Source organism: Nostoc sp. NMS4, from assembly GCF_017115095.1.
In the GTDB taxonomy this organism is placed as follows: domain Bacteria; phylum Cyanobacteriota; class Cyanobacteriia; order Cyanobacteriales; family Nostocaceae; genus Nostoc.
The window spans coordinates 1-16,082 of the sequence record NZ_JABXKI010000421.1 but is presented as its reverse complement, the minus strand read 5'-3'; the positions used below and the strand labels follow the sequence as shown (position 1 = coordinate 16,082).

The following is a 16,082-nucleotide window of genomic DNA, read 5'->3' as shown; positions in this document are numbered from 1 at the left end:
ATTTTCAGTAGTGAAGAATCTTAATTTACCTTCATAAACTCCCAAATAAAGTTCTAACTGCTGACTCCACAAACGTCCATCAGTGTTTACTGGGATTTCTTGATACTTACCATCAACTATATGAAATCCCTGAAGTTCCATTGTTACAGGGTCAAACCAGAAATAATCTGGTGTACGGAAGGTATCTTGGTAAATTTGTTTTTTTAAACCTTTATCAACTGCTGTGGTTGAACTTGACAAAATTTCCACAATCACATTGGGATATTTGCCGTCTTCTTGCCAAACTACCCAACTCTTACGGTCTTTTTTCTGGGTTCCCAAAACTACAAAAAAGTCTGGGCCTCGGAAACTTTCTGATTTTTTCTGGTTAGGACTGTAATAAATCGTCAAATTGCCAGAAGCATAAAAATCTTGCCTATCTCGCCACCATAATTTAAGTAGGCGAATCAGCAAATCGATTTGTTCTCGGTGCAGGTCACTTTCCAAGGGTGGTTCGTCACTCAGTATATCACCAGGAGGAAAAATAACTTCCTCTTCTGAAATATTATCAGAGATTAATTCTATTTCTAGGGTAGCAGGTTCAGACATCAGCGATCGCTCCGCGATTTACGTTTATTTTACTGAAAATTCGGTAGCTTACAGATGCTTTTAAGAACTTGTAATAACTCAATTGCATCTGGAGATTGACTCAAATTTAATAATGGCATTAACTCATAAGTTGACTGGTTATCATGTCTTAGATAAACAAATTGATAAAGCTGTCCATTAGTTACCAAACCCCAAACTGATGGTTGTTGCTCTAAACTTTTAAAAGCATAAGTGAGTAATTGAGGTAAACCCTCAATCACATTGACCGAACTATTTTTCGTTTCAATCACTAGAACCCAAAATGGCGCTGCAATATTACTTTGAGGATTGTTGATTGCTAAAATATCCATCCGTCCAGTAATTCTTTTGTCTTCATCTTCGACTGCGACGGCAATGCTATCTTCCATTGTCAACCGAATCGGTATATCGTAAAATCCAGCTAACCGCATTAATGGTGCGATCGTTAAAAATTTAACCAAACCTTCAGAAATTTTACCTGCGCTTAAATATCGACGGAAGTCATTTCTGATTCGCAATAAATCCTGCTGTTCAAACTCAGAGAGTGGTTCTAAAGTTAAGAAGTCTGTGAATGAACCATTGGAAAGTTCTTCTAGTTTGAGAAACCGATGAACATCGTTAAGAGATAGGCTGCTAGCTTCGACGGTGAGGGGCATAGTTTCTAGGCTTTGTTTGTTAAGACTACTTACATTTTGCAACATTCCCGATAGATGAGTTGCAATTGAACGTCTTTACATTTCTTGCTCGCTTGCTTTTGGTAGATGAAAATGAATGTAAACTAAATAACTCGGCAATTTCTACCCAGCTTAATGAAAATCTAAACACTGTATAGCATAACTGGGCTAAGAATAGTTTTTAGTAACAATAGCGTTTGTAAATGTAACTATGTCTCAACCAACCATAGAATCAATCCTACAAGAAAACCGCCTCTTCCATCCTGCCTCAGAATTCTCACAAAACGCCCATATCAAAAGCCTAGAAGACTATCAGCGTCTCTATGACAAAGCCAAAGCCGATCCGCAGCAATTTTGGGCAGATTTGGCTGGAAAAGAATTAGAATGGTTCCAAAAATGGGATACAGTATTAGACTGGCAACCACCTTTTGCGAAGTGGTTCGTTGGCGGGAAGATGAATATTTCTTACAACTGCCTTGACAGACATCTCACTACTTGGCGCAAAAATAAAGCAGCATTGATTTGGGAAGGAGAACCAGGTGATTCGCGTACCCTCACTTATGCCCAACTGCACCGGGAAGTTTGCCAGTTTGCTAATGTATTGAAGCAACTGGGAGTCCAAAAAGGCGATCGCATTGGGATTTATCTGCCAATGATTCCCGAAGCGGCGATCGCCATGTTAGCTTGTGCGAGAATTGGCGCACCCCACACTGTAGTATTTGGTGGTTTTAGCGCCGAAGCTTTGCGCGATCGCTTAATTGATGTTCAAGCTAAACTGGTAATTACAGCTGATGGTGGTTGGCGCAAAGATGCGATCGTCCCTCTCAAAGAACAGGTAGATAAAGCCTTAGCTGATGGTGCTGTTCCCAGCGTAGAAAATGTCCTCGTTGTCAAGCGCACCGGACAAGAAACTTATATGCAGTTGGGCGGACGCGATCATTGGTGGCACGATTTGCAAAAAGGAATATCAGCAGATTGTCCCGCCGAACCGATGGATAGCGAAGATATGCTATTTGTCCTTTACACTTCTGGCAGCACGGGCAAACCGAAGGGCGTAGTGCATACAACTGCTGGTTATAATTTGTATACCCATATTACAACCAAGTGGATATTTGACCTCCAAGACACGGATGTATATTGGTGTACTGCCGATGTAGGTTGGATTACGGGACACAGCTACATTGTCTACGGACCTCTTTCTAACGGTGCAACCACGGTGATGTATGAAGGTGCGCCACGTGCTTCTAATCCTGGCTGTTTCTGGGATGTAATTGAAAAATACGGCGTTAATATTTTTTATACCGCACCTACGGCAATTCGGGCATTTATTAAGATGGGCGAACAACATCCGAATGCGCGAAACCTCTCTTCATTGCGTTTGTTGGGAACCGTTGGCGAACCGATTAACCCCGAAGCTTGGATGTGGTATCACAAAGTAATAGGTGGCGATCGCTGTCCAATTGTTGATACTTGGTGGCAAACGGAAACTGGCGGTATTATGATTACACCACTTCCAGGCGCAATTCCCACCAAACCCGGTTCTGCAACTCTTCCCTTCCCTGGAATTATTGCAGATGTCGTAGATTTAGAAGGAAACACCGTACCCAATAATGAAGGCGGTTATCTGGCAGTACGCCATCCGTGGCCAGGAATGATGCGAACAGTCTATGGCGATCCAGAACGCTTCCGCCGCACCTACTGGGAACACATTCTACCTCAAAATGGTAATTATACTTACTTTGCTGGTGATGGTGCGAGACAAGATGAAGACGGCTACTTCTGGGTAATGGGTCGTGTGGATGATGTACTGAATGTCTCAGGACACCGACTCGGTACAATGGAAGTAGAATCAGCTTTAGTTTCGCATCCAGCAGTTGCAGAAGCGGCGGTAGTGGGTAAACCGGATGAACTCAAAGGTGAAGAAGTAGTTGCTTTTGTGACTTTAGAAGGCACTTATCAAGCAAGTGAGGAACTGAGTAAAGAGCTTAAGCAGCACGTTGTCAAAGAAATAGGTGCGATCGCACGTCCCGGAGAAATCCGCTTTACAGACTCTTTACCCAAAACGCGATCGGGAAAGATTATGCGGCGCTTGCTGCGGAATCTAGCTGCTGGGGAAGAGGTATCTGGTGACACTTCGACATTAGAGGATCGGAGTGTATTGGATAAGTTACGGGAAGGCGCGTAGAAATTTTAGATTTTAGATTGGCATTTCCTGTATTGGAGATGCCTTTCTATGAAGCTCACAGTATGATGAGTAGCAAAAAATTGTAGGTTGGGTGGAGGCTTTGCGCAACCCAACATCCTGATATATGTTGGGTTGCGCGGAGTGCAAACCAACCTACGTCTATCAAATACATAAACTTACTTTTGATTAATTAATGCCAGCAAGAGATAGCATTCACAATATAGTCAAGCAAGCGATTATTAAAGATGGTTGGAAAATAACTGACGATCCTTATGTTATTTCTTACGGCGATAGATTCTTATTTATAGATTTGGCTGCTACTTTATCATCAAAAGTTAACCAAGTTCAAGGAAGTTTTATCGGTGCAACAAAAGAAAATCAGCAAATAGCAATTGAAATTAAAGATTTTCGCGGCCAATCTGTTATTGCTGATTTAGAACAAGCCATTGGACAGTATACACTCTATCAGCTTTTACTCAGTAGAATAGAACCAGAGCGAGAACTATATTTAGCGATTACAGATACTATCTATAGCAATATTTTCAATGAACCAATAGGCGAACTAGTAATTACAGAAATGCCACTGAAATTAATTATCATCAATTTAAAAACAGTAGAGGTCATACAATGGATACCAGCACGACCTATCGAGAAATAGTCAAGCAGATAATTATACAATATGCTAAACTGCGTCCCTCGCATGGAGATATTCGACTAGACCCAATCTTTGATGAAACGCACGATAGGTATGCTTTGATGCAAGTGGGTTGGGATAGAGAACGGCGAGTCCGAGGAAATCTAATTTATGTCACGCTACAAAATGGTAAGGTTTATATTGAATATGACGGCATAGAACACGGCATAACCCGAGATTTGATAGCGATGGGGGTTTCTCCACCAGATATAGTTTTAGCTTTTATGCCTGAACCAGAGCTAGCTGCTAATGCATGAAAACTCTAAATTAATCTTCGCATTGTCAGTGTATGTGCGATCGCACGTCCCGGAGAAATCCGCTTTACAGACGCTTTACCCAAAACGCGATCGGGTAAGATTATGCGGCGCTTGCTGCAGAATCTAGCTGGTGGGGAAGAGGTATCTGGGGATACTTCGACCTTAGAAGATCGGAGTGTATTGGATAAGTTACGGGAAGGCGCGTAAACAATTCTAAAGGATCTTCTAGAGGCGCACATCTGTGTGCTTCTTGTGGTGCGTTAGCGTGTAACGCACCTACATTTTATCATGGAGATAAGAACATTATTGAGGCATTGAAGGCGATGAAGCTGAAGAGCAAACCAAAATTAGCATTTGTTCAACCTTTTAGCTGCATGATGCTGAGTATTATCACTGTAATGGGGATATCACCATTAGTATTAGCGGTTCCTGGACAAATTTCTTTGCATTCGCCAGAACAGTCTGTACAGAGACAACCGCAAAAAATAGCACAATCTTCAGGTACAGATGCACCAGAGCGATCGCAACTCCTGCAACAAGCCAATGCTTTATTAGATCAGGGAAACTTAACAGGTGCAGAGGAAAATTTACGCAAATTAATTAAAAAATTCCCAGACGATGCCTTCGGACACTTTCAACTAGGAAATGTGCTTTTTCGGCAAAAGAAACCAGAAGATGCAATTAACTCCTATCGAGAAGCCATTCGCGTCCAGCCAAAATATGCTCTAGCTTACAATGCGATCGGTATAGTTTACGCAAGCCAAAGTCGCTGGGAAGAAGCCATTACTGAATATAAAAAAGCTCTAGAAATTAATCCTAATTATGGCGAAGGGCTGACTAATTTTGCACTGGCATTGTGGCAAACAAATAAAAAAGATGAGGCGCTATCTTCTTTAGAAAAAGCTTTAAATATTTTCAAAGCACAGAATAGAGGTGAAAAAGTTAATCAGGTAGAACGAATTTTAAAAGAGATCAAAACTGCTGATAGTCCTAGTGTTTCATGAAAAGCATATTATTCAGTAGATAAAAGTTAAGAAAAGTTGCTGCGATCGGCTTTCAGGATGCTTTGTCAAAGTTGCGATCGGGTACGATGATTATGCGGCAATTGTCGCATAATCTTGACTCATGGATAAAAACAAGTTTGAAATTGATGACGACAAACCAGGAGAACAGTGTATGCAAGTAAGACAAGAAATTTTTGATACCTTTTGGCGATTTGCTGCTATGCGCCAGGAAGTATTTTTCAACAAAATTAACAACGTACAACCGCCGTGGACGAGTGACTCGATCATTAATACTTATAAATTTTGTAATGCATATCGAGCAAGCGATCGCGTTTCACAATATCTGATCAAAAACGTAATTTACGATGAGAAGAGGAGCAAAAATCAAGAAGAAGTAGTTTTACGGATTCTACTATTTAAAATTTTTAATAAAATAGAAACATGGGAATACTTAGAGAATAGGATAGGAGATTATATTACACTGTCTAATTTCGACTCAAATGCATATTCAGACATATTACAAGAGGCTATGAATCTTGGATATGTTATTTACACTAGTGCATATATGTCTTGTGCCAGCAAAGAGTTTGGTTATGATAAGAAGCACCAGAATCATTTGGCATTAATTGATAAAATGGTTGTCCAAGATAGGGTAGATAATCGCATAGTCGAAGCCAAAGATTTTGAAGATGTTTTTAAGATTATTCAAGAATATCCATTGCTAGGTAAGTTTATGGCTTACCAATTAGCGACAGATATTAACTATAGTGAAATTATCAACTTTGACGAAAACAGTTTTACTATAGCAGGACCAGGAGCCGAACGTGGTATCAACAAGTGTTTCATTGATACAGATGGTAAAACATATACTGATATAATTCATTGGATGACTGAAAACCAAGAAAGAGAGTTTCAACGGTTAGGGTTAAATTTTCAATCGCTCTGGGGTCGTCCATTACAAGCTATAGACTGTCAAAATCTTTTTTGTGAAACTGATAAATACTGCCGAGCAGCATTCCCTGATTTGAAAAGTAATCGTAAAAAGATAAAATCAAAATTTACTTCAATCCCTCAACCAATTGATTATTTTTATCCACCAAAATGGCAAATCAACGATCAAGTTAAAGAAACTTTAGCGCAGAGATTGCCAATATTAGAGATTACTAATTTCAACTCTTGAATAATAGTAATTGTCAGCAATTATCTTTGAAGCTAGATTCTCTAATAAAAACAACATCTGAAATATCAGACAATGTATCAAAACAGCATAAAAAGTATGAGCCAAAGAATGTGAGCAAAAAATTAAAAGCTTTGCAAAACTCTGAGATAGAAGAACCTCATCAGTTGTGCCTGTTTTAATGTTTTCTACTATTTGTAAATCAACAGTCATTCCGGGTAAAACACATGGAAATAAAAGGATATGCCAAGTTCGCTTATACAGATGAAGAGAATAAAAAGTATCGCTATTTACTACGACGTAAATGGAGTGAACGTTTACCTCAAGTTACTTTTGTGATGCTTAACCCAAGTTGGGCTGATGGCAAGGAAGATGATCCCACGCTCACTAAATGTATTAACTTGGCTAAGTCTTGGAATTATGGTTCTCTTGAAGTAGTTAATTTATTCGCTTATATCGCTCCCAAACCCGATGGACTTAGGAACGCAGATGACCCTGTGGGACCAAAAAATAACCTTTATATTCAATCAGCAGCAAAACGTGCTGAATCAATTATTGTGGCGTGGGGAAGCTGGCTTGCTGATGTGAGTGCAACTAAGTATCCCAAAATTAGGAACCGTAGAGAAGAAGTGCTAAGTCTAATTTCTTACAAGGTGCTTTACTCTCTTGGTGATGATTTAACAAAGTATGGACATCCACGCCACCCCCTACAACGTGATCGAGTTCTTACAGAACGAAAGATTTTTATTTATAAATGAGACTTCCAAAAAATAAATTATCCAACTTCGTAGGGTGCGTTCATAACGCACTGTTATAGATTAAATCGAAACACTGCGTTACGCTGTCGTTAACACACCCTACAAGTTGGGATATTTTTAATTAGAAGTCTCGAAACATAACTAAATTTTAAATTGTAATGGTTATACTTTTTAAGTATTCTCAGATTGGTATTTTATCTCAGTGAAAATAGCCACAATTAACAACTTTGAAATTGAAAAAAATAGCATTATGAATTTTTCTGAGTATCAAATACAAGCACTGAACACAGACCAGATTCCTGCTGTGGAAGGTACTGAACTAATAATACCTCTTCTCGGCTTAGTAGGGGAAGTTGGCTCATTAATGACTGAGTATAAAAAACATTTACGTGACGGCGATGCACACAAACTATTTAAAGAAGGCATCGCGGAAGAATTGGGAGATATGCTTTGGTATATTTCCAATTTAGCAAGCAAATTTAACCTTAATTTGGAAGAAATTGCGGAAGATAATCTGAGAAAGTGCCGTGACCGTTGGGGATGGAGAGATTCAGCACAGATAGATGATAAAGCTACAACCTATATATTCGACAATGACTTTCCCGAAAATGAAAGTTTACCACGACAATTTGAAGTAGAAATTACGGAGGTAAGCAAAGATAACTCAATCAAAATGAAGGCATTTATCAACAAACAACAAATTGGAAATGACCTCACCGATAATTCCTATACAAGCGATGGCTACCGCTTCCATGATGTTTTCCATTTTTCTTACGCCGCAGTTTTAGGTTGGTCTGTTATTACTCGTAGTATGCTTAAACGTAAGCGCAAAAGTAATTCTAGTATTGACGAAGTTGAAGACGGTGGCCGTGCAATAGCCATTGAAGAAGGTATATCAGCACTTGTATTTAGCTATGCCAAAAATCACGGTTTCTTAGAAGGAGTTTCAACATTAGATTACCAACTATTGAAGACTATCAAAAATATGACATCCCATTTAGAAGTTTCTCAATGTTCGCTGGGTGATTGGGAGAAGGCGATTCTGATGGGCTATGATGTCTGGCGACAGGTAGAGAAAAATCGGGGAGGAACGGTAGTTGTTGACCTTGATGCACGCTTGATAACCTATTTGGAAGAGTTTAGTCGGCGTTTAGCTTCTGTAGAAATAAAACATTCACTCAACTATATCTTACAGGCAAAAAAATGAGTTTTTGGTCATCACAAACTTTGATGTCTCATCTTCCTAGTTTAATTGAACCATTTAATGGCGATCAAATAGAGTCTGCATCGTATGAATTGTGTTTGGGGGAAGAAGTTTATATTTCAGCCCTTCCTGATACACCTCCGAGAGAGCGGAAAAAAATTATTCTTAGAGATAAAGAAACTGTTGCTATTCCTCCAGGACAGTTTGCATTTCTGATAACTTCTGAAACAATCAAAGTTCCAAACAATGCACTTGCGTTCATTTCAATGAAATTTAAATTTAAATCAAATGGGCTGATTAATGTTTCAGGTTTTCATGTCGATCCTGGCTATAGTGGCAAACTAATTTTTGCTGTTTATAATGCTGGTCTTCTTAACTTTAATATAGGAAGAGGTGAGAGGGTTTTTTCTATATGGTATGCAGATTTGGATAAAGATGACGAAAATCCCCGAAAGAAGATAGGTTATGATTCAATTCCCACTGATTTAATGAATAGTCCTGATTTAGTTTCTTCTCTTCCTTATTTAGTAAAACGTTTGGATGATATGGAGAAAAAAATAGAGAATTATTCTGTTAAACAGGCTTTTATGTTTACGATTGCTATTGGGGTTCTACTTGCTTTTGCAAAGCCAATAATGGATATATTTATACAGCCATTACTCAATATGATTAAATCTTCTCTTGCCATCTACTAATTTTCAATTGGTGAAATGAATCCAAGCTGTCGCTATACACTTACACTAAATAAGTGCAAAATTTCTAAGTCTTAAGTACTCTAGGACAACAAAGCTTGTTAGATTTATTAGGATAATAAATAAAATACAAATATCATCTTGGTTGTGCCTATGACTTCCCTATCGGCATTAACTTTACCTGACCACACCCAGTTACCAGACTCAGACGGTACATTTGTGAAAAATCTTCAGGAGCATCCGCAAAGCATTTTAATCACAGATTCAATTAAACCTGTTTTAGAGCAACTTCATCCTGACGGTCAATATTGTATCGGACAAGATTCTGGTATCTACTGGCGATTGACAAATCCTCCTGAGAAAGGGGCTGAAGCACCAGACTGGTTTTATGTACCCAATGTACCACCGACCCTTGACGGTAAAATGCGGCGTTCTTATGTGCTGTGGAAGGAGTATGTCGCGCCCTTGATTGTAATTGAATTTGTCTCTGGAGATGGTTCAGAAGAACGAGATAACACGCCGCCATCTCAAGGAGAAGGTGGGAAGGTTGGTAAGTTTTGGGTTTATGAGCAGGCAATTCGAGTGCCTTATTATGGAATTTATGAAGTAGAAAAAGCTCAAGTTGAAGTTTATCATCTAGTCAATAATAATTATCAACTAATGCAACCCAATGAACGAGGACATTACCCAATTGTTCCTATGGGTGTAGAGTTAGGAATCTGGCAGGGATTTTATATAAATGCAGAGTTACCTTGGTTGCGGTGGTGGGATGCACAAGGAAATTTGCTGCTAACGGGTTATGAACGGGCGGAAGTTGAGCGACAAAGGGCGTAAGTTGAACGACAAAAGCGAGGGATAATTGTAGAGAAACTGCGTAGGCGTAGCCCGTCGAAGACATCGCTCTCTGCTGAACAACTCAACGCTTTAGGAATTGACCCAGAAATGTTGGATTAAGAAATATTATCATCTATTAATATTACATCTTCATATATTTCTGCGTAGGCGTAGCCCGCCGTAGGCATCGCACAACGAAAATCAACGCTAGCTAAATGCAATTCTTCCCCTTTTTCATAAGGGTAAAGTACCCACTGTCCTACATCATTGCGGCGGAAGCATTCTACACTCATTCGATCTGGTGAAATTAGCACATATTCTTGTAGTGATTCTAAATGTCGGTAACTGGCAAATTTCTTCCCTCTGTCATAGCCTTCTGTTGACTCAGAAAGCACTTCGATAATTAAGGAAGGATAGCACTTAAAATATTCAAATTCTCTATCTCGTGTATCACAAGTCACCATCACATCAGGATAAAAATAGCGATTTATAACATCAATTTGTGCTTTCATATCTAACATATAAACACGGCAACCACTACCCCGGAGATGGTTTCGCAGCAGTATAGATACATTCATGCTAACTGTGACATGAGCATCACTCGCCCCGGCCATTGCGTATACTTGTCCATCAATATACTCGTGTTTGATTTCACTAAATTTCTCGCCTTCTAGATATTCTTCTGGGGAGATATAGTACTTACTTTGGCTAATGACCATTTTAATACCTTAGTAGTTTTATCAAACATTTTAACCCATATCACAAATTTAACTAGTTTTAGGGGTTTAAGTCATCTAGTTCTATAACCAGCACCTTTGCTGTCAACGAATCCGAGTTACAATAACTACGAATTACGAATTACGAATTACGAATTATTAATGAGCGGTAGCGCCACCAGTTGGCTTTACCTTTTTGAAGAATAAAATGGCAAGACCACTGAGTAACAGGGCAATGCCAATAAAGTAAAAACAATCGTTAAAAGCCATTACAAATGCTTCCTGACGAACGATGTTATGTATAGATGCGATCGCCTGATTTTGTGCTGTACTCAAATCCGATCCTCGACTGACAAAATATTGTGTCATTTGCTCAATTCGCTGTTGAGTTTCTGGATTATATAAAGATATTCCATCACCCAATCTATTCGAGTGAAATTGCTCTCTGTTACTTAATAAAGTTGCTAAAGATGCAATTCCAATAGAACCGCCCAGATTCCGCATCATATTAAATAAACCACTTGCTGAACCTGCTTCTTGCTGACTCAATCCAGCCGTGGCGATAGAAGTCAGTGGTATCATAATTAGAGGTTGTCCCATTGCACGCACAAATTGCGACCACCGTAACTGATCTAATCCTGTTTGATTAGTCATTCCTGAGTTCATAAATGCACTAATAGAAAACAAGGTTACACCAACAGCTACCATTAACCGCACATCAATGCGTTGCATCAATTTGGGGATGAGGGGAATAATAAATAATTGGGGAATACCAGCCCAAATTAATACTTCACCAATTTGCAAAGCATTGTACTTTTGAACTTGGGCAAGATAGAGAGGTAAAATATAAATTGAACCATATAATCCTACTCCCAGCGACACATTGACAATACTCGCTAAACCAAAGTTACGCTTCAATACAAGTCGTAAATTAATAAATGGTTGCTTCCGAGTTAATTCTATAAAGAAAAATATCGCCAAAAAAATCACAGCGATCGCAGATAAACGCACAATCAAGGCTGAACCAAACCAATCTTTACGGCTACCTTCTTCTAAAACAACTTGCAGAGAACCTAACCCAATAGCCATTGCAATAATTCCCCACCAGTCACCCTGTTTGAGCAAATTAATTTGGGGTTTTGTTTGCTTAATTCCATACCAAACACCAGCTAGCATTAACGACCCTGGAATTACATTTATATAAAAGTTGTATTCCCAACCAAAGTTTTCTGTTAACCAACCTCCTAATGTTGGGCCAATTGAGGGTGCAAAAACTGCACTAAATCCAAATGCAGCTAACCCAATTGATTGCTTAGATTGGGGTAAAGTTGTTAATACAACTGTCAGAGCAGTGGGAATTAATACTCCTCCACTAAAACCTTGTAAGGCGCGGAAGAAAATCATGGAATTGAGATCCCACGACCAAGGACAGCATATAGAAAAGAAAATAAATAGTGCAGTATTAACTAACAAATAACGTCGCAGAGAAAATACCCGTGATAACCATCCGGTTAGAGGAATTACCACAATTTCTGCTACAAGATAGGCGGTAGAAATCCAAGAACCTTCTTCTAGAGTTGCTCCTAAGCTTGCTTGAATATCTTGCAGCGAAGCATTAGTGATTTGAATATCTAATACCGCCATAAATGCACCAAGCATACTGGCTAATACACCAATCCAGGTTTTTAGCGGGACATGTTCTGGTGGTGCTTGCTGAGAAATTACACTTGTATTTGCCATAGTTTTCTCCTGTTTCAAAGTTATGGAGTCGTGATAATCCCCTTTTGCTCATAAATTGGGCGCATTATTTTCCTTAAAGCTGGCAATTGTCTGCTAAAAATAATCGACCCCAAAATACAAGTTATGCCATCAATAATTAAAGTGTTGGGAGCGCCAATATGACTTGCTAACAAACCTCCGAATAAATTACCTACAGGAATCATCCCCAAAAATGACATTGTGTATAAGCTCATCAATCGCCCGCGTTTGTCGTCTTCAACAATAGTTTGTAAAAATGTGTTGCTAGCAGCAATCTGAAGAATTGTTCCTAAGCCAACAAATAACATTGTAAATAAAGAGAGTGGTAAAAATCTAGACAAAGAAAAGGCAATTAGACCAATTCCTAAAATTGCGGGAGCTAAGGCAATCAATTTCCCAATTCCCAAAATTGTTTGGCGCGTAGCTAGATAAATACCACCAGTTAAGGCTCCAACTCCAGATGCCGCCATTAAAAACCCCAAAGTTTCTGCACCACCTTTGAGAAGTTCTTCGGCAATCACTGGTACAAGAATGGTGTTTTGCAGCCCCATGAAGCTGACTAAAGTTGATAGCAATAAGATGGATCGAATCGGTGTGAAGCTAAAGGCATATATGAATCCCTCTTTGACTTTTTGCAAGGGATTACCGTCAGTTACCGAATATTTCCAAGGTTTAACTTGCATTGCCAATAAAGCAGCGATTACAGCAACGTAGCTTAAACCATCAATTAAAAAACAATAGCCAGTTCCGACGCTAGCAATTAGTAAACCCCCGATCGCAGGGCCAATTAATCGCCCACCGTTAACCATTGTGGAATTAATGGCGATCGCATTCGCTAAATCTTCTCTGTGTTCAACCAATTCTGGTACAAAAGCTTGACGGGCTGGCGCATCTAAGGCGTTAATAAATCCTTGCAACAAACTCAAGACGATGATGTGCCATACCTCAATCACACCAGTTAGCGCCAGCACTGCTAATGTTAATGATTGAATCATCGCCAAGATTTGCGTACCAATTAAGGTACGATAGCGAGAAAAGCGATCTACAAATACTCCACCAAAGGGAGCTAAAAAAAAGCTGGGAATTTGACTCGAAAATCCCACAACTCCTAGCATTAATGGGGATTTTGTCAAGTCATAAACTAGCCAAATTGTCGCAAGTTGCGTCATCCACGTCCCAATTAGGGAAATACCTTGTCCGGCAAAAAACAGCTGGTAGTTTCTTGACCTTAAAGCAGGTAGTAGCGGTTTTTTCATCTCAGGCTTACTCAATACCAATCTGCTTTCATAGATATCATCTCACCTCATCTCTATACGCCTCTCTTTAGATGTAAGAAAATATCAGATGCAGAAAGAGGTTTTCATCTGTTTTAAGCCAATTTGGTATTACTTGACTTCCACAGCAATTTCCGCAGACATCCCAGGAGTAATCCGCGATTCGTATCCTTGAATACTCTTTTGATCGAAGACTATTTTAACAGGAATGCGTTGGACAACTTTAGTAAAGTTACCTGTAGCATTATCTGGTGGCAATAAGGCAAACTGAGCGCCGGAAGCTGGCGAAATACTGTCAACACGACCAATAAAGTTGTGATGAGGAAAACTATCCAGCTTAATCTCTACTGGCTCTCCTGGGCGCATCTTTTCTAATTGAGTTTCTTTGAAGTTCGCAACTACCCAATAGTTGTTATCGACGATCGCCATTAATGGTGTTCCTATTGCGACTCGGTTGCCAACTTCGACGTTTTTTCTACCTACTCGTCCGGCACTGGGGGCGGTAACATTGACATAAGATAGTTGTAATTGGGCATCTTTTAGCGATGCTTCTGATTGGGCGATCGCTGCTTTAGCCGCTTCGTATTGACTACGTTTGACTGTTGTATCTTGTCCGCCGGCGGTAGCTTGTTGCAATCCTCCCTTAGATGCTGCCAATTTAGCTTGGGCGTTGGTGACATTTTCTTGCGCCTGTGCTAGTTGAGACTGGGCTTTGGCGACACCAACTTTAGCGGAGGCTAACTTAGCTTGAGCTTGTTCTACTCCCTGAATCGCGGCGTTTTTCTGTGCCGTAGCCACATCATAAGCAGCCTTGGCTGTGTCTAATTGCTGACGAGCAATCGCGCCTGTTTGATACAATTCGTTGTAACGATTGTAATCTGCTTGGGCTTTTTCTAAATTGGCGTTGGTTTGCGCTACCTCCGCCTGGGCTGCGGGAATTCCAGCTTGGGCTTCTTGTACTACTGCTTGGGCTGCGGGAATCCCAGCTTGGGCTTCTTGTACTGCTGCTTGGGCTGTGGAAATTGCTGCTACTGCACCACTGACATCTCCTTGTGCTTGAGTTGTCTTACCAGTGGTGGTTTGTGAACTTAAAGCAATATTTGCTTGGGCGGCTTGCGCTTGAGCACGCGCATTTTCGAGGGCTGCTTGTGCCTGTTGCACCTTACTTTGATAGTCTCGTGGATCTAACTTCACTAATAATTGTCCCGGTTTTACCAGTTGGTTATCATTCACTAGCACTTCACTTACAGTTCCGGGAATGCGGCTACTAATTTGGTGAATGTTTCCCACAACGGTGGCGTTATCTGTTTCCTGGTGGGTGGAGGCGTATTGCCAGTAGTGATAACCAAAAGTACCTGCGGCGATCGCACCCACGCCTAATCCTGCCAAAATTAAACCAGTCGGTTTTTTCCGTTTTGGTGGAACTTCTTTCTCGATCTCAGGAGTTACAACAGGTGCTTCTGCTGTTGCTGATGTCTCTGTGGTAACAGTTTCTAAAGTCTCTATATCGGGAATCACTTCTTTTTCTAAAATTGGGGTTTTGTTTCCGTTCCGTCCGTTAAAAGTATTAGCACTCATGGTTCTTAACTCCCTTGTTCGTTCAGTAATTTACATTGATATCGTTTATTTAGAATGCGTAATATTGCCTGAAAAAAACCCTTAGTTCCTTAGTATGCGTAATATTATCTCAAAACATATCTTTACACTGCCTCCCCCGGTCGGGTGATTATGGGAACATTTAGGAGAGGTTAGCGATCGCCCGATTCAACATTTGGGAAAACAGTTCTCGGTCAGCAAAGGAAATACCTTGCATCGCTTCTTCACGAATGGCGGCGGCGATTGGCGGTAGAATAACTTCTAGTTCTCTACCTGCATCCGTTAGCCAGATCCGCCAAATGCGGCGATCGTGAGTGTCGCGTTCTCGACGCACCAAACCGCGTTCTTCCATCCGGTCTAGTACGCCTGTTAAAGTCCCTCCCACTTGTTTGAGTTTGTCGCCAATACTAGAAGTAGGTAAACCATCTTCTTGCCAAAGACAGCACAACACCAACCAGTGAAATGGCGTAAGACCAAAGGGTTCTAACTTTTCAGTAAACTTGCGACTCAACAATTGTGAGACTAATTTGATTCTGTAGCCCATATTGTATGGTGCTAGATCGTGCTGCCACGACTCTAATGTTGGGGAGTGATTAGAAGTAGAAACCATTTAAGCAAATACTTAGTACACGTACTATTATAGCTAGATTAAT

General features: G+C 40.1%; 15 protein-coding genes and 1 pseudogene. 9 read left to right on the top strand and 7 right to left on the bottom strand.

The features are described from left to right. On the bottom strand, window positions 1-588 hold a 588-nt coding region (locus tag HWQ37_RS33765), incomplete at its 3' end, for a Uma2 family endonuclease (RefSeq protein ID WP_292755663.1). 29 nt (window positions 589-617) lie between these two features. Then, window positions 618-1,262, bottom strand: a complete 645-nt coding sequence (locus HWQ37_RS33760; protein ID WP_292755665.1) for a restriction endonuclease subunit R — start codon at window positions 1,260-1,262, stop codon at window positions 618-620. Between the two features lie 229 nt (window positions 1,263-1,491). Here HWQ37_RS33760 and acs point away from each other — a divergent pair, with 229 nt between their 5' ends. The 9 genes and pseudogenes from acs (at window position 1,492) to HWQ37_RS33715 (ending at window position 10,205) form a co-directional block, all read left to right on the top strand. After that, window positions 1,492-3,465: an acetate--CoA ligase gene (acs, locus tag HWQ37_RS33755; RefSeq protein ID WP_292755661.1), complete on the top strand. Its 1,974-nt coding sequence runs from the start codon at window positions 1,492-1,494 to the stop codon at window positions 3,463-3,465. A 193-nt stretch (window positions 3,466-3,658) separates the two neighbouring features. Next, entirely contained in the window at window positions 3,659-4,123 is a 465-nt protein-coding gene (locus tag HWQ37_RS33750; RefSeq protein WP_292755659.1) for a XisH family protein, read from the top strand. Then, window positions 4,093-4,416: a XisI protein gene (locus HWQ37_RS33745; RefSeq protein ID WP_292755657.1), complete on the top strand. Its 324-nt coding sequence runs from the start codon at window positions 4,093-4,095 to the stop codon at window positions 4,414-4,416. Before HWQ37_RS33750 ends, HWQ37_RS33745 begins: the two co-directional genes overlap by 31 nt. Window positions 4,417-4,739: 323 nt before the next feature. Further along, window positions 4,740-5,420 (top strand): tetratricopeptide repeat protein, encoded by a 681-nt coding sequence (locus tag HWQ37_RS33740; RefSeq protein WP_292755655.1) that lies wholly within the window; start codon window positions 4,740-4,742, stop codon window positions 5,418-5,420. 121 nt (window positions 5,421-5,541) lie between these two features. Continuing rightward, complete coding sequence (locus HWQ37_RS33735; protein WP_292755653.1) at window positions 5,542-6,600, top strand: nucleotide kinase domain-containing protein; 1,059 nt, start codon at window positions 5,542-5,544, stop codon at window positions 6,598-6,600. A gap of 224 nt (window positions 6,601-6,824) precedes the next feature. Beyond that, window positions 6,825-7,355: a DUF1643 domain-containing protein gene (locus tag HWQ37_RS33730; protein WP_292755651.1), complete on the top strand. Its 531-nt coding sequence runs from the start codon at window positions 6,825-6,827 to the stop codon at window positions 7,353-7,355. Window positions 7,356-7,605: 250 nt separating this feature from the next. Further along, window positions 7,606-8,562, top strand: a complete 957-nt coding sequence (locus HWQ37_RS33725) for a nucleoside triphosphate pyrophosphohydrolase family protein (RefSeq protein WP_292755649.1) — start codon at window positions 7,606-7,608, stop codon at window positions 8,560-8,562. Next, window positions 8,559-9,254 (top strand): dCTP deaminase domain-containing protein, encoded by a 696-nt coding sequence (locus HWQ37_RS33720; protein ID WP_292755647.1) that lies wholly within the window; start codon window positions 8,559-8,561, stop codon window positions 9,252-9,254. Before HWQ37_RS33725 ends, HWQ37_RS33720 begins: the two co-directional genes overlap by 4 nt. A 150-nt stretch (window positions 9,255-9,404) precedes the next feature. Further along, a pseudogene (locus HWQ37_RS33715) lies at window positions 9,405-10,205 on the top strand (Uma2 family endonuclease). On the opposite strand, the gene HWQ37_RS33710 reads toward HWQ37_RS33715, so the two are convergent. The 5 genes from HWQ37_RS33710 to HWQ37_RS33690 all read right to left on the bottom strand — a co-directional run bounded on the left by HWQ37_RS33710 (window position 10,202) and on the right by HWQ37_RS33690 (window position 16,039). Then, a complete protein-coding gene (locus HWQ37_RS33710) occupies window positions 10,202-10,804 on the bottom strand; it encodes a Uma2 family endonuclease (RefSeq protein ID WP_292755645.1) in 603 nt (200 codons plus the stop codon). The pseudogene HWQ37_RS33715 and the gene HWQ37_RS33710 overlap by 4 nt on opposite strands. A gap of 156 nt (window positions 10,805-10,960) precedes the next feature. Further along, a complete protein-coding gene (locus HWQ37_RS33705; RefSeq protein WP_292755643.1) occupies window positions 10,961-12,541 on the bottom strand; it encodes a DHA2 family efflux MFS transporter permease subunit in 1,581 nt (526 codons plus the stop codon). 20 nt (window positions 12,542-12,561) lie between these two features. Continuing rightward, the gene (locus HWQ37_RS33700; protein WP_292755641.1) at window positions 12,562-13,815 is read right to left on the bottom strand and encodes an MFS transporter; all 1,254 of its coding nucleotides are present in this window, start codon (window positions 13,813-13,815) and stop codon (window positions 12,562-12,564) included. A 129-nt stretch (window positions 13,816-13,944) separates the two neighbouring features. Continuing rightward, window positions 13,945-15,411 (bottom strand): HlyD family secretion protein, encoded by a 1,467-nt coding sequence (locus tag HWQ37_RS33695; RefSeq protein WP_292755639.1) that lies wholly within the window; start codon window positions 15,409-15,411, stop codon window positions 13,945-13,947. Between the two features lie 160 nt (window positions 15,412-15,571). Continuing rightward, window positions 15,572-16,039: a MarR family winged helix-turn-helix transcriptional regulator gene (locus HWQ37_RS33690; protein WP_292755637.1), complete on the bottom strand. Its 468-nt coding sequence runs from the start codon at window positions 16,037-16,039 to the stop codon at window positions 15,572-15,574. Between the last annotated feature and the right edge of the window lie 43 nt (window positions 16,040-16,082).

Coding starts and splice junctions, on each gene's coding strand:
- HWQ37_RS33760 (WP_292755665.1), bottom strand. CDS start 1,262: ATGCCCCTCACCGTCGAAGCTAGCAGCCTATCTCTTAACGATGTTCAT.
- acs (WP_292755661.1), top strand. CDS start 1,492: ATGTCTCAACCAACCATAGAATCAATCCTACAAGAAAACCGCCTCTTC.
- HWQ37_RS33750 (WP_292755659.1), top strand. CDS start 3,659: ATGCCAGCAAGAGATAGCATTCACAATATAGTCAAGCAAGCGATTATT.
- HWQ37_RS33745 (WP_292755657.1), top strand. CDS start 4,093: ATGGATACCAGCACGACCTATCGAGAAATAGTCAAGCAGATAATTATA.
- HWQ37_RS33740 (WP_292755655.1), top strand. CDS start 4,740: ATGAAGCTGAAGAGCAAACCAAAATTAGCATTTGTTCAACCTTTTAGC.
- HWQ37_RS33735 (WP_292755653.1), top strand. CDS start 5,542: ATGGATAAAAACAAGTTTGAAATTGATGACGACAAACCAGGAGAACAG.
- HWQ37_RS33730 (WP_292755651.1), top strand. CDS start 6,825: ATGGAAATAAAAGGATATGCCAAGTTCGCTTATACAGATGAAGAGAAT.
- HWQ37_RS33725 (WP_292755649.1), top strand. CDS start 7,606: ATGAATTTTTCTGAGTATCAAATACAAGCACTGAACACAGACCAGATT.
- HWQ37_RS33720 (WP_292755647.1), top strand. CDS start 8,559: ATGAGTTTTTGGTCATCACAAACTTTGATGTCTCATCTTCCTAGTTTA.
- HWQ37_RS33710 (WP_292755645.1), bottom strand. CDS start 10,804: ATGGTCATTAGCCAAAGTAAGTACTATATCTCCCCAGAAGAATATCTA.
- HWQ37_RS33705 (WP_292755643.1), bottom strand. CDS start 12,541: ATGGCAAATACAAGTGTAATTTCTCAGCAAGCACCACCAGAACATGTC.
- HWQ37_RS33700 (WP_292755641.1), bottom strand. CDS start 13,815: ATGAAAAAACCGCTACTACCTGCTTTAAGGTCAAGAAACTACCAGCTG.
- HWQ37_RS33695 (WP_292755639.1), bottom strand. CDS start 15,411: ATGAGTGCTAATACTTTTAACGGACGGAACGGAAACAAAACCCCAATT.
- HWQ37_RS33690 (WP_292755637.1), bottom strand. CDS start 16,039: ATGGTTTCTACTTCTAATCACTCCCCAACATTAGAGTCGTGGCAGCAC.